The sequence below is a fragment of the Streptomyces sp. NPDC002640 genome, from assembly GCF_053592575.1.
Genome location: NZ_JBSFVZ010000004.1, coordinates 92,330 through 111,779, shown reverse-complemented (window position 1 = coordinate 111,779; position 19,450 = coordinate 92,330). Strand labels below are relative to the sequence as shown.

At 72.7% G+C, this 19,450-nt stretch carries 20 protein-coding genes and 1 pseudogene; 19 read left to right on the top strand and 2 right to left on the bottom strand.

Annotated features, from left to right (window positions below):
• Positions 1-14: 14 nt before the first annotated feature.
• Positions 15-1,571, top strand: a complete 1,557-nt coding sequence (gene ffh, locus ACWD3O_RS07135) for a signal recognition particle protein (RefSeq protein ID WP_451412080.1) — start codon at positions 15-17, stop codon at positions 1,569-1,571.
• 77 nt (positions 1,572-1,648) lie between these two features.
• Here ffh and ACWD3O_RS07130 read toward each other — a convergent pair whose 3' ends face one another.
• A complete protein-coding gene (locus ACWD3O_RS07130; RefSeq protein WP_451415101.1) occupies positions 1,649-2,485 on the bottom strand; it encodes an SAM-dependent methyltransferase in 837 nt (278 codons plus the stop codon).
• Positions 2,486-3,073: 588 nt separating this feature from the next.
• Between ACWD3O_RS07130 and ACWD3O_RS07125 the strand changes: the two genes are divergently transcribed.
• The 16 genes and pseudogenes from ACWD3O_RS07125 (at position 3,074) to ACWD3O_RS07050 (ending at position 16,266) form a co-directional block, all read left to right on the top strand.
• Positions 3,074-3,673, top strand: coding sequence for a hypothetical protein (locus ACWD3O_RS07125; RefSeq protein WP_451412078.1), 600 nt, complete (start codon positions 3,074-3,076; stop codon positions 3,671-3,673).
• Positions 3,674-3,907: 234 nt separating this feature from the next.
• Positions 3,908-4,336: a 30S ribosomal protein S16 gene (gene rpsP / locus ACWD3O_RS07120; protein ID WP_151775467.1), complete on the top strand. Its 429-nt coding sequence runs from the start codon at positions 3,908-3,910 to the stop codon at positions 4,334-4,336.
• Positions 4,337-4,338: 2 nt separating this feature from the next.
• Positions 4,339-4,578, top strand: a complete 240-nt coding sequence (locus tag ACWD3O_RS07115; RefSeq protein ID WP_108954184.1) for an RNA-binding protein — start codon at positions 4,339-4,341, stop codon at positions 4,576-4,578.
• Positions 4,579-4,726: 148 nt separating this feature from the next.
• The gene (gene rimM / locus ACWD3O_RS07110; protein WP_451415100.1) at positions 4,727-5,311 is read left to right on the top strand and encodes a ribosome maturation factor RimM; all 585 of its coding nucleotides are present in this window, start codon (positions 4,727-4,729) and stop codon (positions 5,309-5,311) included.
• On the top strand, positions 5,311-6,144 hold the full coding sequence (gene trmD / locus ACWD3O_RS07105) for a tRNA (guanosine(37)-N1)-methyltransferase TrmD (protein ID WP_451415099.1): 834 nt from the start codon (positions 5,311-5,313) through the stop codon (positions 6,142-6,144). Before rimM ends, trmD begins: the two co-directional genes overlap by 1 nt.
• A 136-nt stretch (positions 6,145-6,280) precedes the next feature.
• The gene (rplS, locus tag ACWD3O_RS07100; RefSeq protein WP_020138756.1) at positions 6,281-6,631 is read left to right on the top strand and encodes a 50S ribosomal protein L19; all 351 of its coding nucleotides are present in this window, start codon (positions 6,281-6,283) and stop codon (positions 6,629-6,631) included.
• Between the two features lie 45 nt (positions 6,632-6,676).
• Positions 6,677-7,483: a signal peptidase I gene (lepB, locus tag ACWD3O_RS07095; protein ID WP_451415098.1), complete on the top strand. Its 807-nt coding sequence runs from the start codon at positions 6,677-6,679 to the stop codon at positions 7,481-7,483.
• Positions 7,476-8,608, top strand: a pseudogene (lepB, locus tag ACWD3O_RS07090) (signal peptidase I); the annotation flags it as partial. The gene lepB (ACWD3O_RS07095) and the pseudogene lepB (ACWD3O_RS07090), both read left to right, overlap by 8 nt.
• Complete coding sequence (gene lepB, locus ACWD3O_RS07085; protein WP_451412074.1) at positions 8,499-9,353, top strand: signal peptidase I; 855 nt, start codon at positions 8,499-8,501, stop codon at positions 9,351-9,353. The pseudogene lepB (ACWD3O_RS07090) and the gene lepB (ACWD3O_RS07085), both read left to right, overlap by 110 nt.
• 132 nt (positions 9,354-9,485) lie before the next feature.
• Positions 9,486-10,271, top strand: coding sequence for a signal peptidase I (gene lepB, locus ACWD3O_RS07080; RefSeq protein ID WP_451412073.1), 786 nt, complete (start codon positions 9,486-9,488; stop codon positions 10,269-10,271).
• A 277-nt stretch (positions 10,272-10,548) separates the two neighbouring features.
• Complete coding sequence (locus ACWD3O_RS07075) at positions 10,549-10,857, top strand: DUF2469 domain-containing protein (protein ID WP_451412072.1); 309 nt, start codon at positions 10,549-10,551, stop codon at positions 10,855-10,857.
• A 137-nt stretch (positions 10,858-10,994) separates the two neighbouring features.
• Positions 10,995-11,480, top strand: coding sequence for a YraN family protein (locus tag ACWD3O_RS07070; protein WP_451415097.1), 486 nt, complete (start codon positions 10,995-10,997; stop codon positions 11,478-11,480).
• Position 11,481: 1 nt separating this feature from the next.
• The gene (locus ACWD3O_RS07065) at positions 11,482-13,101 is read left to right on the top strand and encodes a YifB family Mg chelatase-like AAA ATPase (protein WP_451415096.1); all 1,620 of its coding nucleotides are present in this window, start codon (positions 11,482-11,484) and stop codon (positions 13,099-13,101) included.
• 248 nt (positions 13,102-13,349) lie between these two features.
• On the top strand, positions 13,350-14,507 hold the full coding sequence (gene dprA, locus ACWD3O_RS07060; protein ID WP_451415222.1) for a DNA-processing protein DprA: 1,158 nt from the start codon (positions 13,350-13,352) through the stop codon (positions 14,505-14,507).
• 260 nt (positions 14,508-14,767) lie between these two features.
• Positions 14,768-15,607, top strand: coding sequence for an RNA polymerase sigma factor WhiG (gene whiG / locus ACWD3O_RS07055; RefSeq protein ID WP_451412069.1), 840 nt, complete (start codon positions 14,768-14,770; stop codon positions 15,605-15,607).
• Positions 15,608-15,687: 80 nt separating this feature from the next.
• A complete protein-coding gene (locus tag ACWD3O_RS07050) occupies positions 15,688-16,266 on the top strand; it encodes a TetR/AcrR family transcriptional regulator (RefSeq protein WP_451415221.1) in 579 nt (192 codons plus the stop codon).
• A 148-nt stretch (positions 16,267-16,414) separates the two neighbouring features.
• On the opposite strand, the gene ACWD3O_RS07045 is transcribed toward ACWD3O_RS07050, so the two are convergent.
• Positions 16,415-17,047: a peptidoglycan DD-metalloendopeptidase family protein gene (locus ACWD3O_RS07045; RefSeq protein WP_451415220.1), complete on the bottom strand. Its 633-nt coding sequence runs from the start codon at positions 17,045-17,047 to the stop codon at positions 16,415-16,417.
• Positions 17,048-17,493: 446 nt separating this feature from the next.
• Here ACWD3O_RS07045 and rpsB point away from each other — a divergent pair, with 446 nt between their 5' ends.
• Both rpsB and tsf read left to right on the top strand, forming a co-directional pair.
• A complete protein-coding gene (rpsB, locus tag ACWD3O_RS07040; RefSeq protein WP_451412067.1) occupies positions 17,494-18,393 on the top strand; it encodes a 30S ribosomal protein S2 in 900 nt (299 codons plus the stop codon).
• Positions 18,394-18,562: 169 nt separating this feature from the next.
• Positions 18,563-19,399 carry a translation elongation factor Ts gene (gene tsf, locus ACWD3O_RS07035; RefSeq protein WP_451412066.1) on the top strand — a complete coding sequence of 279 codons (837 nt, stop codon included), beginning with the start codon at positions 18,563-18,565 and terminating at the stop codon, positions 19,397-19,399.
• The last annotated feature ends 51 nt before the right edge of the window (positions 19,400-19,450 follow it).

Below are 19,450 nucleotides of genomic sequence, written 5' to 3'. Positions count from 1 at the left end.
GACCGACGAGCGCCGTGTTCGATACCCTCTCCGACCGCCTCAGCGCGACTTTCAAAAACCTCCGCGGGAAAGGCCGGCTCTCCGAGGCGGACATCGACGCCACGGCACGCGAGATCCGCATCGCGCTCCTCGAGGCGGACGTCGCCCTGCCGGTGGTCCGGGCGTTCATCAAGAGCGTCAAGGAGCGCGCCCTCGGCTCCGAGGTCTCGAAGGCGCTGAACCCCGCCCAGCAGGTCATCAAGATCGTCAACGACGAGCTGGTGACCATCCTCGGTGGTGAGACCCGCCGCCTGCGGTTCGCGAAGACCTCGCCGACCGTGATCATGCTCGCCGGTCTCCAGGGTGCCGGTAAGACCACCCTCGCCGGCAAGCTCGGCAAGTGGCTGAAGGACCAGGGCCACTCCCCGCTCCTCGTCGCCGCCGACCTCCAGCGCCCCAACGCCGTGAACCAGCTCAGCGTGGTGGCCGAGCGCGCCGGCGTCGCGGTGTACGCCCCGGAGCCGGGCAACGGCGTCGGCGACCCGGTCAAGGTCGCCGAGGACTCCATCGACTTCGCGCGCGCCAAGGTCCACGACATCGTCATCGTGGACACCGCCGGCCGCCTCGGCATCGACGCCGAGATGATGCAGCAGGCCGCCGACATCCGGGACGCGGTGAGCCCGGACGAGATCCTCTTCGTCGTCGACGCGATGATTGGTCAGGACGCGGTCAACACCGCCGAGGCCTTCCGCGACGGCGTCGGCTTCGACGGCGTCGTGCTCTCCAAGCTGGACGGCGACGCCCGCGGTGGCGCTGCCCTGTCGATCGCGTCGATCACCGGCAAGCCGATCATGTTCGCGTCGAACGGTGAGAAGCTGGACGACTTCGACGCCTTCCACCCGGACCGGATGGCCTCCCGCATCCTCGACATGGGTGACCTGCTCACCCTGATCGAGCAGGCGGAGAAGACCTTCGACCAGGCCGAGGCCGAGAAGATGGCCTCCAAGCTGGCCTCCAAGAAGGGCCAGGAGTTCACCCTCGACGACTTCCTGTCCCAGATGGAGCAGGTCAGGAAGATGGGGTCGATCTCCAAGCTCCTCGGCATGCTGCCGGGGATGGGCCAGATCAAGGACCAGATCAACAACCTGGACGAGCGCGACGTCGACCGGACCGCGGCGATCATCAAGTCGATGACGCCCGGCGAGCGCACCGACCCGCTGATCATCAACGGCTCCCGCCGGGCCCGCATCGCCAAGGGTTCCGGTGTCGAGGTCAGCGCGGTCAAGAACCTGATCGAGCGGTTCCTCGAGGCCCGCAAGATGATGTCCCGGATGGCCCAGGGCGGCGGCGTCCCGGGCATGCCGGGGATGCCGGGCATGGGCGGCGGAGCGGGCGCCGGCCGGCAGAAGAAGCAGCAGAAGAAGGCCAAGGGCAAGCAGCGCTCCGGCAACCCGATGAAGCGCAAGCAGCAGGAGCTGGAGGAGGCCCAGCGCCGCGAGGCCGCGGCGCAGGGCGGCAACGCCTTCGGCCTGCCGCAGCAGGGCGCCCAGGACTTCGAGCTCCCGGACGAGTTCAAGAAGTTCATGGGCTGACCGGCCGGACAGGCCGCACGGCGGCGCGGAAGCCGGGCGTTCCCCTCAGGGGACCGCCCGGCTTCCGCGTTTCCGGGCTACCGGGTGCGGGCCACCAGGTAACGGAAGACGTTGGGCATCCAGACCGTGCCGTCCGCCCGGCGGTAGGGGTGCAGGGCCTCGCGGAGCTCCTTGTCGACCTGCGAGCGGTCGGGGGCGGCGGCCGCGTCGAACAGGCCGGTGGACCACAGTCCGCGCACCGCGCTGTCGACGCCGGCGTAGCCGAACGGGCAGGACACCCGGCCGGAGCCGTCCGGGACCAGACCGGCCCGCCGCGCCACCTCCTCCAGGTCGTCCCGGCCGGTCGGCCGCCAGTTCCCCGGCGCGGGGGACTCCGCCGCTCGCGCCGCGGCCCGCAGCACCCCGTTGGTCGCGCACCGCTCCGGCGGCCCCCAGCCGGTCAGGACCACCGCGGCGCCCCGTTCGGCCAGCGGGGCGGCCTCGCGCAGCCGGGCCACCAGGACGTCGGCGTCACCGGCGCGGCAGCCGATCGGGGCCAGCGCGGTCACCACGGTGTACGCGTCCGGGCGGGCCGGCGCGCGGTCCGTCAGCCGCGCCCCGGGCCCGCCGGAGGCGTTCCCGGCGTCGGCCGTCAGCCGTTCCCGCGCCAGGTTGAGCCGTTCGGGTGAGTCGGGTTCCACGCCGGTGACGTCGGCGCCGCGGCCCGCGGCCATCAGCAGCGCCAGGCCGGATCCGCAGCCCAGCCCCAGGAGCCGGGTGCCGGGTCCCACGCCCAGCCGCTCGTGGACGGCCTCGTAGAGGGGGACCAGCATGCGTTCCTGGATCTCGGACCAGTCCCGGGCCCGGCTCCCCGGATCGGCGCCCGTGGTCCGGGCCGCATGGGGAGGGTGACGTCGTACGAGAGTGGATGTCATGTAGCGCCCCTGTCGCCGAAAGGTTGCCGCCTGTCTGTCCGGCCGCGCGTGCGCGGCCGTCGTGTGCGCCGCGCCCCCGTGGTGTGCCCCGGCTTCCCCCCGTATGCCAGGTAACTGCGCCGAGGCCGTGGCGTCCAGGGCATGTGGACACCGCAATGCCGGATGCGGGCGTATACGGCGAGATTTCACATACCGGTAACCCGCGGGGCAACCGGAGGGGGCCCTGACGCGTCGGTAAGGACGGGGAGTGCCCGGCGTACCGTCGGTGAATCCCCAGGAAGGCCGCGGGCGGCCCGTGAACCGGGACCCGGCGGCGGGCTCCGGCACTACGGGTAGTAACCTCCCGTCACGTCGGAATCGCGCCAAGATGATGCGCGCGCGGGGGCGTACGGGGACCGTTCGTGCGCCGGTACCGCCCGGTGCGTACAGGTGGCTACGTACCGCCTTGTGGCGAGACGTCAGGCTTCTGCGCAGATCAGCGCACCCGTCCTCGTCCGGACGCATCAGGGTTGACTGACGGGTACGTGCAAAATTATTTGAGATGCCCCGGAATAGGAACACTGAGGGCTCCGGCGTCGTTGTCATTACGTGAGCACGACACCACCTGTTCTCGCCGCCGAGCTGGCGCAGGCATGGGCCGACATTCAGCGGCACCATCCCGAGCTGCCGGACTTGGCCGCGCCCGAATCCCTGATCGGGGAGTCGTCGTCCGCCTGCGGACACGAACTCTCCTTCGAGCGACTCCTCCATGAGGCAGTCCACGGCATCGCCGCCGCCCGCGGAATCCGCGACACCTCGCGGGCCGGCCGCTACCACAACCGCAGGTTCCTGGCGATCGCCGAGGAGCTCGGGCTCGACCACTCCGAGGAGCCGCATCCCAGCAGCGGCTTCTCGCTGGTCACGCTCAAGCCCGAGGCGAAGCGCCGGTACCGGCCCACGATCGAGCGACTGCAGCGTGCCCTCAAGGCGCACAACGCTGCCGTGGCGTCGGACACGGCCGGCACCTTCCGGGGACCCGCGGCCCGGCACGGATCCTCGGGGGGAGGTGTGCGGGTCAAGGCCGTCTGCGACTGCGGCCGGAACGTGCGCGTCGTTCCCTCCGTCCTGGCGCAGGCGCCCATCGTGTGCGGGGGCTGCCAGAAGCCCTTCAGGATCCCCGAGCCCGAGCCGCTGGCCGCGGCGAGCTGAGGCGCGCGCGGGGCCCGCGCGGAGCCGGCGCGTCGTGGACGCCGGACCCGCGCGGGCCTCGTATGCCCCCATTCGGAGGCAGGCCCGGTCGTGTGGCAGAATGGCCAGCTGTACTCGACAGTCGCACAGGACCCCTCTCTCCTCCGGCTGACGCGTCCATCGGGCACTCGGTGCCGCAACCCCACGCGGCTTTCCGTCGCGCCCACCACGTCAAATCCAGGAGATTCCACTCCCGTGGCAGTCAAGATCAAGCTGAAGCGTCTGGGCAAGATCCGTTCGCCTCACTACCGCATCGTCGTCGCCGACAGCCGCACCCGCCGTGACGGCCGTGCGATCGAGGAGATCGGCAAGTACCACCCGACGTACAACCCGTCGGTGATGGAGGTCGACGCCGAGCGTGTCGCCTACTGGCTGTCCGTCGGCGCCCAGCCGACCGAGCCGGTTCTCGCCATCCTCAAGAAGACCGGCGACTGGCAGAAGTTCAAGGGCGAGCCCGCCCCGGCGCCGCTGCTGCAGCGTGCCGAGAAGCCGGCGCGTCCGTCCTTCGAGGCCCTCGGTGGCGACGACGAGGGCAAGGGCGAGGCCATCACCCAGAAGAAGAAGGCCGAGAAGAAGGACGAGGCCGCCGCCGAGTCCGCTCCGGCTGAGTCGACCGAGGCCTGAGCATGCTCGAGGAGGCTCTCGAGCACCTCGTGAAGGGCATCGTCGACAACCCTGACGATGTGCAGGTCGCCTCGCGCGACCTGCGTCGCGGTCGCGTGCTCGAGGTCCGGGTCCACCCGGACGACCTCGGCAAGGTGATCGGCCGCAACGGCCGCACCGCACGCGCCCTGCGTACCGTCGTGGGCGCCATCGGCGGTCGCGGCGTCCGTGTCGACCTGGTCGACGTGGACGACGTCCGCTGACACACGCAACACCGGCTCGGGCCGGGGAAGGCCTTCGGGTCCTTCCCCGGCCCGACGTCGTTCCCGCCCGGCGGTCCGCATCCGCGGTCCCGCCCGCGGTCCGCGCCGCAGTCCTCACCCGCAGTCCCGACCCAGGAGAGCAAGCACAGTGCAGCTGGTAGTCGCACGGATCGGCCGCGCCCACGGCATCAAGGGCGAGGTCACCGTCGAGGTACGTACCGACGAGCCGGAGCTGCGGCTCGCGCCCGGCGCCGTCCTGGCCACCGACCCGGCCTCGGCCGGTCCCCTGACCATCGAGACGGGCCGGGTGCACAGCGGCCGGCTGCTGCTGCGCTTCGAGGGCGTACGGGACCGCACCGGCGCCGAGGCCCTGCGCAACATCCTCCTCATCGCGGACGTCGACCCCGACGAACTGCCGAAGGAGGAGGACGAGTACTACGACCACCAGCTCATGGACCTGGACGTGGTGACCGTGGACGGCGAGGCGGTGGGGCGGATCACCGAGATCTCCCACCTGCCCTCCCAGGACCTCTTCGTGGTCGAGCGCGAGGACGGCAGCGAGGTCTACGTGCCGTTCGTCCAGGAGATCGTGGTGGAGATCGACCTGGAGGAGCAGCGGGCGGTCATCGACCCGCCGCCCGGCCTGATCGACGACCGGGCCGAGGTCGCCTCCGCCCGGGACGCGGAGGCGGGCGAGGCGTCCGCCGAGGAGCGGAAGCGGGACGAGGCCTGATGCGTCTCGACGTCGTCACCATCTTCCCGGAGTACCTGGAACCGCTGAACGTCTCCCTGGTCGGCAAGGCCCGGGCCCGCGGACGGCTCCAGGTCGGCGTCCACGACCTGAGGAACTGGACGTACGACCGGCACAACACCGTCGACGACACCCCCTACGGCGGCGGTCCGGGCATGGTCATGAAGACCGAGCCATGGGGCGATGCGCTGGACCAGATCGTCGCCGACGGGTACGAGGCCGGTGCCTCCGGTCCGGTGCTGGTCGTGCCCACGCCCAGTGGCCGGCCGTTCACCCAGGAAGTGGCCGTGGAACTGTCCGAGCGGCCCTGGCTGATCTTCACCCCGGCCCGCTACGAGGGCATCGACCGCCGGGTGATCGACGAGTACGCCACCCGCATGCCCGTGTACGAGGTCTCCATCGGCGACTACGTGCTGGCCGGCGGTGAGGCGGCGGTGCTGGTGGTCACCGAGGCCGTGGCCCGGCTGCTGCCCGGCGTGCTGGGGAACGCCGAGTCGCACCGCGACGACTCCTTCGCCCCGGGCGCCATGGCCAACCTGCTGGAGGGCCCGGTCCACACCAAGCCGCCCGAGTGGCGCGGCCGCGGCATCCCCGACGTGCTGCTCAGCGGCCACCACGGGAAGATCGCCCGCTGGCGGCGCGACGAGGCGCTGCGCCGCACCACCACGCACCGGCCCGACCTGATCGAGCGCACCCGCCCCGAGGCCTTCGACAAGAAGGACCGGGAGATGCTCTCCATCCTGGGCTGGGCACCCGACCCCCAGGGTCTGCCGTACGGGCGGTTTTGGCGCCGCGTCGAAGACGTGGAAGAATAGGCGGCTGTTGTGCGTGGCCCGGCGCGCGCCCCTGCCACAGGGGGACACGGCGCGGCGTTCCGGTCACGACGACGCTCTTCCGATGAAAACTAGCTCCCGTTGGTGACCTGTGGCATCAGCGAAGAAGGCAGACGAAATGTCTCACCTGCTCGACTCCGTCGACGCCGCGTCGCTGCGCAGCGACATCCCGGCCTTCCGCCCGGGTGACACCGTCAACGTCCACGTCCGCGTCATCGAGGGCAACCGCTCTCGTGTGCAGCAGTTCAAGGGCGTCGTCATCCGCCGCCAGGGCGCCGGTGTCCGCGAGACCTTCACGGTCCGCAAGGTCTCGTTCTCCGTCGGCGTCGAGCGCACCTTCCCGGTGCACACCCCGATCGTCGAGAAGATCGAGCTGGTCACCCGCGGTGACGTCCGTCGCGCGAAGCTGTACTACCTCCGTGAGCTGCGCGGCAAGGCCGCGAAGATCAAGGAGAAGCGCGACAACTGATCTCGCGCGGGTGTCGTCCCGGGGGCCGGATAGCATCTGCCCCCTATGGACACCGAAGCACAGCACCTGGAGCGCGACCGCTCCTCCCCGCACGTGCCCGAGGAATCCCCTCGGCCACGGTCCGGGGAGGCGCGGTCGCGCTTCGCTGTTCCCGGGCACGCCCGGCGGGACGCGGACGCCGACGCCCGGCCCGACGTCGACGCCCGGCCCGACGCGGACGCCGCGCCGGAGGAGGGCGAGGGCGGTGGGGGCCGGCTCCGGGACTGGCTGCCGGGCGGCAGCCTCACCCTCACGGCGGGGTCCTGCCTGGTCTTCCTGCTGCTGGTGACCCTGTTCGTGGCCCAGCCGTTCACCATTCCCAGCACCTCGATGGAGCCCGGACTGCGGACCGGCGACCGGGTGCTGGTGAACAAACTGGCCTACCGCTTCGGCGACGGACCCGCCCGCGGGGACGTGGTGGTCTTCCAGGACGCCGAGGGCTTCGGCGACGGCCACTTCGTCAAGCGGGTGGTGGGCGTCGGCGGCGACCGCGTGGTCTGCTGCGACCGGGACGGGCGCCTGCGGATCAACGGGCGGGCGGTGGACGAGTCCGCGTTCCTCGGCGGCGACGCGCCGTCTGCGGTGCGGTTCGACGTGGTGGTGCCGGACGGCAGGCTGTTCGTCCTGGGCGACCACCGGGCCGCCTCCAGCGACTCCCGGGACCACCTGGGCTCGCCGGGCGGCGGCATGGTGTCCGTGGAGGACGTCACCGGGCGGGCCGACTGGATCGTCTGGCCGGCCGGGCGGTGGACACGCGTCGAACCCTCCCGCGCCTACACCGGCGTCCCCGCGCCGGACGGGGCCCATGGGTAGGCGCGGACGCCCGCAAGGGGCGGGAGGGGGAGGGGAGGCGGCGCCTTTGCCGGGGCGCGCGGAACGGCGCCGGCTGCGCCGCAAGGTGCAGCGCCGCCGGCGGCGGGCGGTGCTCAAGGAGATACCCCTGCTGGGCGGCGTGGCGCTGGCGATCGCGCTGCTGCTCAAGACCTTCCTGTTCCAGGCGTTCGTGATTCCCTCCGGCTCCATGGAGCAGACCATCCGGATCGGCGACCGGGTGATCGTGGACAAGCTCACCCCGTGGTTCGGCGCGAAGCCGGAGCGGGGCGACGTGGTGGTGTTCCGGGACCCCGGCGGCTGGCTGCGGGCGGAGGAGGTCGCCGAGATCACCGACGAGTCCGCGGTGACCCGCCGGATCAAGGAGGGCCTGGCCTTCGTGGGCGTGATGCCCTCGGCCGACGAGCAGGACCTGATCAAGCGCGTGGTCGGCGTCGGCGGCGACCGGGTGGTCTGCTGCGACGACGCGGGCAGGATGACGGTGAACGGCACGCCCCTCGACGAGGACTACCTGTTCCCGGGCGACGAGCCCTCCGTGAAGCACTTCGAGGTGACGGTGCCGGAGGGCAGCCTGTGGGTGATGGGCGACCACCGCTCGCACTCCGCGGACTCCCGGGTCCACCTGGACGGGCCCCACGGCGGCGCCGTGTCCGAGGACCTGGTCGTGGGCCGGGCCGTGGCGGTGGCCTGGCCGATCGGGCACTGGACGCGGCTGACCAGGCCGGAGACGTTCGCGTCCGTCGGGCCCTCCGCCGGGTCCTCCGCCGGGCCGTCTACCGGGTCGTCCACCGGGTCGTCCACCGGGTCGTCCGACGGGGGGTAGGCGTCCCGGGGCCCGGCTCGCATAGGGTGGCAGCACCCGCGGGCCGGCAGGCCGGGCGACACGGACCAACGGATTCCGGCGACCACCGAGCCCTGGGGAACTCCCGCTCGTTAAGGGAGTGGTGGGCCCGCGCCGGGCAGCGGGCGGGCGGCGGTACGGAGTGAGGAGTTCGGTGTGGGGGATGCGGCGGTTGGCGCACGTTCCGGTGGCGGCGACGGGTGGCGGAGGCGTTCCCCGGAACCCGACCCGCAGGACCGGAGCGAGGGCGTGACGCCCGGCAGCGACCCCGAGGGCCCGGGCGGTCCGGCGGACGCCCACAGCGAGGGCGAGGGCAGGCGCCCACGGCGCGGCGGCTCGAACCAGCAGATGCGGTCGTTCTGGAAGGAACTGCCCCTGCTCGTCGTGATCGCGCTGGTGCTGGCGCTGCTGATCAAGACGTTCCTGCTGCAGGCGTTCTCCATCCCCTCGGACTCCATGCAGAACACCCTGCAGCGCGGTGACCGGGTACTGGTGGACAAGCTCACCCCGTGGTTCGGCTCGGAGCCGGAGCGCGGCGAGGTGGTCGTATTCCACGACCCGGACAACTGGCTGGCCGGCCAGCCGGTGGAGCAGCCCAACGCCTTCCAGCAGGTCCTCACCTGGGTGGGCCTGATGCCCTCCGCCGAGGAGCGGGACCTCATCAAGCGCGTCGTCGGCGTCGGCGGGGACACCGTCGAGTGCCGGGGCAACGGACCCCTGGTGGTCAACGGCGTCGCACTCGACGAGCCGTACGTCTTCCCGGGCAACACCCCCTGCAGCAACGACGACGCCGGCCAGTTCAAGGTCAAGGTGCCCGAGGGCTACCTGTGGGTGATGGGCGACCACCGCCAGAACAGCAAGGACTCCCGTTACAACCAGGACGACGCCAACAACGGCATGGTCCCGGTCGAGGACGTCGTGGGGCGGGCCGTGGTGAAGGCCTGGCCGATCGACCGCTGGGGCACGCTGCCGGTGCCGGACACCTTCGACCAGCCGGCGCTCGACAAGTAGCGCGAGGCGAACGACCGCGCGGCCCGCCCCTCCGGCTCCGGAGCGGCGGGCCTTGTCGTCGCGGGGGTGGTTCGCCGGGGCGGTTCGCCGGGGGGTGCCCAGGCCGCGTACCGCCGGGTAGGGTGCGGGGCCATGAGCAGCGAGAGCGGCACGAGCGGTACCGGCACGGCCGTGGCGAGGCGCGGCGGAGGCGCCGGGAGCGGCTCGCCCGCGGGGGGACGGCTGGGGCAGCGGCTCTCGGGCCTGGTGGTCGCCCTGGGAACCGTCCTGTTCCTCGGCGGCTTCGGCTGGGCCGCGCTGGTCTACATGCCGTTCACCGTGCCCACCGCCTCGATGCACCCCACCATCGCCGCCGGCGACCGCGTGCTGGCCGAGCGGGTGGACGGTTCCGAGGTGCGCCGCGGTGACGTGGTGGTGTTCGAGCAGGAGGAGTGGGCGGATGCCCCGCTGATCAAGCGCGTGGTCGCGGTCGGCGGCGACACCGTCGCCTGCTGCGCCGAGGGCGGGCTCACGGTGAACGGCGAGCGGATCGAGGAGCCGTACGTGGGCGACGACCCGTTCGCCGCGGCGGCCTCCTTCTCGGAGGTCACCGTCCCCGAAGGCCGGCTGTTCCTGCTGGGCGACGACCGCACGGGCTCCCTGGACTCCACCGCACACCTCGCCGAGAAGGCCGCCGGCACGGTCTCCCGGGAGGCCGTGAAGGGACGGGTGGACGCCGTGGTGTGGCCCATGGACGGCATGATCGAGCCCGCCCCCGGCTTCCGCGCGCTGGGCGACGAGCCCTCCCCGCAGGGACCGCTGCCCCTTCAGACGACCATGGCGGTGGCCGGCGCGGTGATGATCTTCGCCGGGGCCGCCTACGGACCGGTGGCGGGGGCGCTGGCCCGGCGCCGGGGCACGGGCGCTGCCGGCGACTGACCGGCCGGCGGCCGCGGCGAGCGGTACTGCCTGGTCAGGCCCGATACGACCCGGATCATCCCGGACGGTGCGACTTTCGCGCACGCGCGGTGCTGGACGTGTGGGGAACTCGGGCGGTCACATGAGACGGTGTATCCCACGGGACTCGCCGGGCTGCCGAGCAGGCCGCTCGACGAAGATCCCCCGCCGGGCCGGAGACCCTTGAGCCGGAAATCGCCTAGGGGCTCGTGGGACTGACGCACAATGGTGGGACCGCACGGCTGAAGGGGAACATGCCATGAGCGCCGAGGACCTCGAGAAGTACGAGACCGAGATGGAGCTGAAGCTCTACCGGGAGTACCGAGACGTCGTCGGGCTGTTCACCTACGTGATCGAGACCGAGCGACGGTTCTACCTCACCAACGACTACGACATGCAGGTGCACTCCGTCCAGGGTGAGGTCTTCTTCGAGGTCACCATGGCCGACGCCTGGGTGTGGGACATGTACCGGCCAGCCCGCTTCGTCAAGAAGGTACGCGTTCTCACGTTCAAGGACGTGAACATCGAGGAGCTCAACAAGACGGATCTGGAGCTCCCGGGCAACTGACCTGTGGACAACCGCCGCGAGCCGCCACGGAGCCTCACCCGAAAGGGTGGGGCTTCGCGCGTGTTCACCGGGTCCCTCCACCAAGATCCACATCGCTTCCGGGCCGGGCCCATCGTGGGCTGCGGAGGTGGTGCCGGATGGGCGCACGAGAAGACGAAGGACGAACGGTCACCGCGACGGAACCCAGGACGGGACGGCGCGCGAGGGCCGAGGCGGGTGCGGCGGGGCTCAGCGGGGTCCGTGCGGGCGGGGCGCGTGGCGCGCTCGGTGCGTGGGGCGAGGAGCTGGCCGCACGGCGGCTGACCGAGGCCGGCATGACGGTCCTGGACCGCAACTGGCGGGGCGGCCGGACGGGCGAGATCGACATCGTCGCCCGGGACGGCGACGCGGTGGTGGTCTGCGAGGTGAAGACCCGCCGGGCTCCGGCGGACGGGCAGGCCGCCTTCGAGCACCCGATGGCCGCGGTGACGCCCGCGAAGGCCGCCCGCCTGCGCGGCCTGGCCGAACGCTGGGTGCAGGAACACGGCGGCGCACCGCCGGGCGGCGTCCGCATCGACCTGGTCGGCGTGCTGCTGCCGCGCCGCGGCGCCCCCCGGGTGGAGCACGTGCGGGGGGTGGCCTGAGATGGGCTTCGCGCGTACCTGTTCGGTCGCCCTCGTCGGCGCCGAGGGCGTGGTGGTCGAGGTACAGGCCGACCTGGAGCCCGGCGTCGCCGCGTTCACCCTGGTGGGCCTGCCCGACAAGAGCCTCACCGAGAGCCGGGACCGTGTGCGGGCCGCCGTGGTCAACTCCGGGGCGCCCTGGCCGCAGAAGAAGCTCACCGTGGGCCTCAGCCCGGCGTCGGTGCCCAAGGCGGGCAGCGGCTTCGACCTGGCGGTGGCGTGCGCGGTCCTCGGAGCGGCCGAGGTGATCGACCCGCAGGTGCTGGCCGAGCTGGTGATGATCGGCGAGCTGGGGCTGGACGGGCGGGTCAGACCCGTCCGGGGCGTCCTGCCGGTGGTGCTCGCCGCCGCGGAGGCCGGATACCAGCAGGTCGTGGTGCCCGAATGCGCGGCACCGGAGGCGTCCCTGGTACCCGGGGTGTCGGTGCTGGGCGTCCGCAGCCTGCGGCAGCTGATCGCGGTGCTGACGGACTCGCCGGTGCCCGAGGAGGAACCCCTCGCGGAGGGCCGGCCCGACCCGATGCTGGCCGGACTGCGCCTGCCGGGCGCCGCGGCGGCCGTGGGAGTGCCCGGCGGCGGCTTCGCGGACCAGGGCCACGACCTGGCCGACGTGGCGGGCGGGCTGCGGGCCCGCGCTGCCCTCGAGGTGGCCGCCGCCGGAGGACACCACCTGTTCCTTTCCGGCCCCCCGGGCACGGGCAAGACCATGCTGGCCGAACGCCTGCCCACGCTGCTGCCGCCGCTGGACCGGCAGGAGTCCCTGGAGGTCACCGCCGTCCACTCGGTGGCCGGTCTGCTTCCGCCGGGGCGGCCGCTGATCGACCAGCCGCCCTACTGCGCCCCGCACCACTCGGCCACCATGCAGGCCCTGGTCGGGGGCGGCAAGGGCACGGCCCGGCCCGGCGCCGTCTCGCTGGCCCACCGCGGCGTGCTCTTCCTGGACGAGGCGCCCGAATTCAGCCGGACGGCGCTGGACGCGCTCCGGCAGCCGTTGGAATCCGGGCATGTGGTGATCGCGCGGAGTGAGGGCGTGGTGCGCTTTCCGGCCAAGTGCCTGATGGTGCTGGCCGCCAATCCGTGCCCGTGCGGCCGGTTCTCCCGCAGCGACGAGGCGTGCGAATGCCCGCCGCACGCGGTGCGGCGCTACCAGGCGCGGCTCTCCGGGCCGCTGCTGGACCGGGTCGACCTCAGGGTGGAGGTCGGGCCGGTGAAGCGCTCCGAGCTGACCGCGCCCGGGCAGGGCGGGGAAACCTCGGCGACCGTCGCCGCCCGCGTCCGGGCCGCCCGGGAGCGTACGGCGGCCCGGCTGGTCGGCACACCGTGGCGGACCAACGCCGAGGTGCCGGGCCGTGAGCTGCGCGGACGGTGGCGGGCCGCCCCGGGTGCCGTGGACCGCGCCGAACGCCTCCTGGAGCGCGGCACGCTCACCGCGCGGGGCCTGGACCGGGTGCTCCGGGTGGCCTGGACGGTGGCGGACCTGGTGGGCCACGACCGCCCCGACGCCCAGGACGTCGCCTTCGCCCTGGAGCTGCGCACCGGCTTCCCGCTGGGGGCGGCCACGACGATCGGGGAGCTGGTGTGAGCGGCGAGGCGGCGCGGGTGGAGGCCGGCGCGGGCGAGCAGCTGGACCTGCTTGCGGTGGAGGCGAGGGCGAGGGTGAGTGCGGGGACCGGAACGGCAGCCGCGGCGGAAGCCGGAACGGCAGCCGTGGCGGAAGCCGGAGTGGCAGCCGCGGCGGAGGGTGTGGCAGGAAATGCCCCGGCCGGGGCCGGTGTGGCAGGTGGGACCGGTGTGGCTGGTGCTGCCGCCGTGCGGGAGGCGGCGGCCCTGATGGAGGGACCGCCGGGGCCCGAGGAGAGGTGGGCGCGGACCTGGCTCACCCGCGTGCTGGAGCCCGGGGACGAGACGGGCGGCCGGTGGGTGCGCGAGATGGGCCCGGTCGGCCTGGTCCGGCGGCTGCGGGACCAGGACCGGCCGCTCCCCGGGGCGGGCGCCAGGCGCTGGGCGGGGCTGTGCGCGCGGGCCGCGGCCGCCGACCCGGCGCGCGACCTGGCCGCCGCGGCGGACGCCGGAGCGCGGTTCGTGGTGCCCGGCGACGCCGAGTGGCCCACCCAGCTCGACGACCTGGGCGACGCCCGGCCACTGGGGCTGTGGATCCGCGGGCGCCCCGGCCTGCGGATGTGGGCACTGCGGTCGGTGGCCGTGGTCGGCGCGCGGGCCTGCACCGAATACGGCGCCCATGTCTCGGCCGCCCTGTCCGCCGAGCTCGCCGAGCGTGGCTGGGTGGTGGTCTCCGGCGGGGCGTACGGGATCGACGGGGCAGCGCACCGGGGTGCGCTGGGGGCGGGCGGGGCCACGGTGGCCGTGCTGGCGTGCGGGGTCGACCGGCCCTACCCGCGCGGACACGCCCGGCTCATCAACAGGATCGCGGAACAGGGGCTGGTGATCGGTGAGTTGCCGCCCGGCGACCACCCCACGCCCTCCCGCTTCGTGCTCCGCAACCGGGTGATCGCCGCGCTGACCCGCGGCACGGTCGTCGTCGAGGCCGCCCGGCGCAGCGGGTCCCTGGCCACGGCACGGGCCGCCCGCCGGCTCGGACGCTTCGTGATGGGCGTCCCCGGGCCGGTCACCAGCGGGCTGTCCACCGGGGTCCACCAGTTGCTGCGGGAGGAGGCGGTGCTGGTCACCGACGCCGCCGAGATCGTCGAGCTGGTCGGTGCGATGGGGGAGTTCAAGGAGGTTCCGCAGGGCCCGCTGCTGCCGAGGGACCTGCTCGAGGCCGGCGCCCGCCGGGTGCTGGACGCACTGCCCGCCCGGGGCGTCGTCCACGTGGCGGAGATCGCGCGGGGGGCGGCGACCACGCAGGACGACGCGGTCGCCAGGCTCTACGAACTGCGCTCCCTGGGTCATGTCGAACGACACGGCGACGGATGGCAGTTGACGCGTCATGCGGTGATCTCGGCGCGGGCCGGCGCAGGGCCGCCCTGAGGGTCCGCTCGGCCGTCCGGGTGGTCCCGACGCCCTTGTGTACACCCGGAGTTGGGCCTTCCGGGTGGTAACTCGGGGTGAGGCCCGTGGCTCCGGTTCACGGTCGGGCGGGCGATGGAGGAACGTATCTGCGGATGCGTGCCGATTCGTCCTTCACGGACTGCGATGCTCCAGTCGCGCTACGCTCACGAGGATCCCCGGCGCTCCGGTTGCGCCGGAGCGCGAGACCGGTACCACGGCAGAACGGCACAAGGCGACGAATGCCCCAGCACACCTCCGGGCCCGACCGGGCGGCGGCGGTCACCCCCGCGGCCCGGGGCAGCGTGCGGCCTCCCGCTCCCTCGACCGTCGACGAGCTGTGGCGGACCTACAAGGCGACCGGGGACGAGCGGCTGCGGGAGCAGCTCATCCTGCACTACTCGCCCCTGGTCAAATACGTGGCCGGCCGGGTGAGCGTGGGGCTGCCGTCCAACGTCGAGCAGGCCGACTTCGTCTCCTCGGGCGTCTTCGGACTGATCGACGCCATCGAGAAGTTCGACATCGAACGCGAGATCAAGTTCGAGACATACGCGATCACCCGGATCCGCGGGGCGATGATCGACGAACTGCGCGCGCTGGACTGGATCCCGCGTTCCGTGCGGCAGAAGGCGCGCAACGTCGAGCGTGCCTACGCCACCCTGGAGGCGCGACTGCGGCGGACGCCGACCGAGGCCGAGGTGGCCGAGGAGATGGGCGTCACCGTCGACGAACTGCACGCCGTCTTCAGCCAGCTCTCGCTGGCGAACGTGGTCGCCCTGGAGGAGGTGCTGCACGGGGGCGGTGAGGGCGGGGGCCGGATGAGCCTGATGGAGACCCTGGAGGACACCGCCGCCGACGACCCCGTCGAGGTCGCCGAGGACCGCGAACTGCGGCGGCTGCTGGCGCGGGCCATCAACATGCTCCCGGACCGGGAGAAGACGGTGGTCACGCTCTACTACTTCGAGGGCCTGACCCTCGCCGAGATCGGCAACGTGCTCGGGGTGACGGAGAGCCGGGTGAGCCAGATCCACACCAAGTCGGTGCTCCAGTTGAGAGCCAAACTGGCCAGTTTCGGGCGCTGACAACCGGTGCGGCAGGCGGAGGCACGTTTCCGCGCGTCCCTCCGTAGAGTGGTGACGTGCCAAGGATTCGAGCGGCCTCCGTGGCCGAGCACCGGTCGATGCAGCGAGCCGCACTGCTGGACGCTGCGCGGTCCCTGCTGTCCGAGGGCGGTACGGAGGCGCTGACCTTCCCCGCGCTCGCCGAACGCACGGGGCTCGCGCGGTCGTCCGTGTACGAGTACTTCCGCTCGCGCGCGGCCGTGGTCGAGGAACTCTGCGCCGTCGACTTCCCGGTCTGGGCCGCCGAGGTCGAGGCGGCGATGGCGGCGGCCTACGGGCCGGCCGCGAAGGTCGAGGCGTACGTGCGGCGGCAGCTGGCGCTCGTGGGGGACCGGCGCCACCGGGCGGTCGTGGCCATCTCCGCGGGCGAGCTGGACCAGGGTGCGCGGGAAAAGATCCGCGCGGCGCACGGGGAACTGGTGACGATGCTCGGCAACGCGTTGCGCGAGCTGGGGCACGAGCGGCCGGGGCTGGCGGCGATGCTGCTGCAGGGCGTGGTCGACGGCGCGGTCCGGCGGCTCGAACTCGGCGCCGCCGAGGACCCCGCCGAGATCACCGACGCCGCGGTCCGCATGGCCCTCCACGGCGTCCTCGGGACCACCCCCGACCGCGAGGCCTGACACCCGCGCAACCACCCGGCCCCGCCCCACCCCGCCCGCCCCGTAAGTGACCTTCGAACTCGCGACCACCCCCGCCCCTCCCTGCCGGTGAGCTGCGGAAACCGCGCGATCCGCGGAACCCGCGTGCCCCGCGGCTACGGCAGTCCCGTCACGGCCAGGTCTTCGGCAGGGGCAGGTCCGGAGGGACCGGCAGGAGGCGGGGCGGGGGTGGGGCGAGGAGCCACGGGGGGAGGAGCATGAGGGGGTCGAGGTAGGCGGCGCCCCGGCGCAGGCCCCAGTGGAGGCAGGGGGCCGCGCCGCAATGGGGGTCGGCGAGCAGGGACCCCAGCGCCGCTCCGGCGGACACCGCGTCGCCCTTGCGGACCGCGGGGTCCAGTGACTGGAACGTGGTGCGCAACGGCGGCTCCCCCGTGCCGGAGAGTTCCACGGAGACCACCCCCCGTCCCGCGACCCGTCCCGCGAAGGACACCCGCCCCGCGGCCACGGACCGTACCTCCGCCCCCACGGCGGCGGCCAGATCCACCCCCCGGTGACCGGGCCCGTACACCGAGGCCGGCGGTTCCCACCCCCGCAGCACCGTCGGCCGCGTCTCCGTGGGCCACCCCCGCGCGATCCGCGGCACCTGAGCCGGTGCCGCCGTGACCGCGGGCGCCGGTTCCGCGGCAGGCGGTGAGGCACCGGGACGAGGGGCACCGGAACGAGGGGCGGGATCAGGGGCGCCGGGGCCAAAGGCGCCGGGCCCAGGGGCGGCTGCCGCCCCCAGCAGCGCCCCGGCCAGCATGAACAGCGTCCAGCCGGTCGCCCGTCCGGCGCGTGCGGCGGCGGCACCGGTGGGCCCCGTGGCCCCCGCGGTGCGCCCGGTGGTCCGTCCGGTCGTGCGCCGTGCGGCGGACCGCACGGCTCGCGCAAGGGCGCGGCAGGTCGTGTTCCGTCGGTTCTCTCGCATGCCCGAACCGTGCCGAATCCGGGCGGAAACCACGCGGGCCTGTGGACTACTCGCCGGTTGTGGACGGCGGCGTCACTCGGGGCCCCGGCGGTCCCGTACACTTTCTGAGGCGATCCGGGTCACCGGGTCGACTTCGCACGCCTCGATGAGGACCCCCGGCGCAAGCCGGCGGTCCGGGTCGGCGCCCCTCGGTCCTTCATGGCTGGGCGTCGTACGCGGGCGTCAGGCGCGGGCACCGTCCGGTACCCGCGGCACAACCGAGAATCTCAAGGAGAACGGCCATGGCCGTCGTCACGATGCGGGAGCTGCTGGAGAGCGGCGTCCACTTCGGTCACCAGACCCGTCGCTGGAACCCGAAGATGAAGCGCTTCATCTTCACCGAGCGCAACGGCATCTACATCATCGACCTGCTCCAGTCGCTGTCGTACATCGACCGCGCCTACGAGTTCGTCAAGGAGACCGTCGCCCACGGCGGCACGGTCATGTTCGTCGGCACGAAGAAGCAGGCGCAGGAGGCCATCGCCGAGCAGGCCACCCGCGTCGGCATGCCCTACGTCAACCAGCGCTGGCTGGGCGGCATGCTCACCAACTTCTCGACCGTCTACAAGCGTCTGCAGCGCCTCAAGGAGCTCGAGCAGATCGACTTCGAGGACGTCGCCGCGTCGGGTCTGACCAAGAAGGAGCTCCTGGTCCTCTCCCGCGAGAAGGCCAAGCTGGAGAAGACCCTCGGCGGTATCCGCGAGATGCAGAAGGTGCCCAGCGCCGTCTGGATCGTGGACACCAAGAAGGAGCACATCGCGGTCGGCGAGGCCCGGAAGCTCAACATCCCGGTCGTCGCCATCCTCGACACCAACTGCGACCCCGACGAGGTCGACTACAAGATCCCGGGCAACGACGACGCGATCCGCTCCGTCACCCTGCTCACCCGCGTGATCGCCGACGCCGTGGCGGAGGGCCTGATGGCCCGCTCCGGCGCCGCCGAGAACAAGGGCGAGAAGGCCGCCGGCGAGCCGCTCGCTGAGTGGGAGCGCGACCTGCTCGAGGGCGACAAGAAGACGGACGCCGAGGCCGAGAAGCCGGCCGAGGCCCCCGCCGCCGAGGAGGCCCCCGCGGCCGAGGCCCCCGCCGAGGAGGCTCCCGCCGCCGAGGCCGAGAAGCCCGCCGAGGGCGAGCAGGCCTGACGCCCGGTCCCCGGGCCGCGAGGTCCGGGGCGGCGATGCCCGTACGGCTGATCGTGTGACCACACGGCGGGCGGCGCCCACCGCGCCGCCCGCCGTGCCGGTCGTAGCAGATCGGCGGTCCGGGCCCGTAGATCTTCAATTCGCACTCCGAGAAGAGAAGCACAGACTCATGGCGAACTACACCGCCGCTGACGTCAAGAAGCTCCGCGAGCTCACCGGCGCCGGCATGATGGACTGCAAGAAGGCTCTGGACGAGGCCAACGGCGACGTCGACGCGGCCGTCGAGGCGCTCCGCATCAAGGGTCAGAAGGGCGTCGCCAAGCGCGAGGGCCGTTCCGCCGAGAACGGTGCCGTCGTCGAGATCATCGCCGACGACAACTCCGCCGGCGTCATCGTCGAGCTGAAGTGCGAGACGGACTTCGTCGCCAAGGGCGAGAAGTTCCAGGCCGTGGCCAACGCCATCGCCGAGCACATCGTCAAGACCTCCCCGGCGGACATCGACGCGCTGCTCGCCTCCGAGATCGAGGCCGGCAAGACCGTCCAGGCGTTCGTGGACGAGGCCAACGCGAACCTGGGCGAGAAGATCGTCCTGGACCGCTTCGCCCAGTTCAAGGACGGCTACGTCCTGGCGTACATGCACCGCACCATGCCGGACCTGCCCCCGCAGATCGGTGTCCTCGTCGAGCTCGACAAGGAGAACGCCGAGGTCGCGAAGGGCATCGCCCAGCACATCGCCGCGTTCGCGCCGCAGTGGCTCTCCAAGGAGGACGTCCCCGCCGACGTCGTCGACAAGGAGCGTCGCATCGCCGAGGAGACCACCCGCGCCGAGGGCAAGCCCGAGGCCGCGATCGCCAAGATCGTCGAGGGTCGCGTCAACGGCTTCTTCAAGGACGCCACCCTGCTGGGCCAGCCGTACGCGCTGGACAACAAGAAGTCCGTCCAGAAGGTTCTGGACGAGGCCGGTGTCACCCTGAAGCGCTTCGCGCGCATCAAGGTCGGCATCTGAGTCAGTACCGTGATCGGCGGATCCGACCGCTAAGGTCGGAAGCAGTCGTCC

Coding starts and splice junctions, on each gene's coding strand:
- ACWD3O_RS07130 (WP_451415101.1), bottom strand. CDS start 2,485: ATGACATCCACTCTCGTACGACGTCACCCTCCCCATGCGGCCCGGACC.
- ACWD3O_RS07115 (WP_108954184.1), top strand. CDS start 4,339: ATGCTCGAGGAGGCTCTCGAGCACCTCGTGAAGGGCATCGTCGACAAC.
- trmD (WP_451415099.1), top strand. CDS start 5,311: ATGCGTCTCGACGTCGTCACCATCTTCCCGGAGTACCTGGAACCGCTG.
- rplS (WP_020138756.1), top strand. CDS start 6,281: ATGTCTCACCTGCTCGACTCCGTCGACGCCGCGTCGCTGCGCAGCGAC.
- lepB (WP_451415098.1), top strand. CDS start 6,677: ATGGACACCGAAGCACAGCACCTGGAGCGCGACCGCTCCTCCCCGCAC.
- lepB (WP_451412073.1), top strand. CDS start 9,486: ATGAGCAGCGAGAGCGGCACGAGCGGTACCGGCACGGCCGTGGCGAGG.
- ACWD3O_RS07075 (WP_451412072.1), top strand. CDS start 10,549: ATGAGCGCCGAGGACCTCGAGAAGTACGAGACCGAGATGGAGCTGAAG.
- ACWD3O_RS07070 (WP_451415097.1), top strand. CDS start 10,995: ATGGGCGCACGAGAAGACGAAGGACGAACGGTCACCGCGACGGAACCC.
- ACWD3O_RS07065 (WP_451415096.1), top strand. CDS start 11,482: ATGGGCTTCGCGCGTACCTGTTCGGTCGCCCTCGTCGGCGCCGAGGGC.
- dprA (WP_451415222.1), top strand. CDS start 13,350: ATGGAGGGACCGCCGGGGCCCGAGGAGAGGTGGGCGCGGACCTGGCTC.
- whiG (WP_451412069.1), top strand. CDS start 14,768: ATGCCCCAGCACACCTCCGGGCCCGACCGGGCGGCGGCGGTCACCCCC.
- ACWD3O_RS07045 (WP_451415220.1), bottom strand. CDS start 17,047: ATGCTGGCCGGGGCGCTGCTGGGGGCGGCAGCCGCCCCTGGGCCCGGC.
- rpsB (WP_451412067.1), top strand. CDS start 17,494: ATGGCCGTCGTCACGATGCGGGAGCTGCTGGAGAGCGGCGTCCACTTC.
- tsf (WP_451412066.1), top strand. CDS start 18,563: ATGGCGAACTACACCGCCGCTGACGTCAAGAAGCTCCGCGAGCTCACC.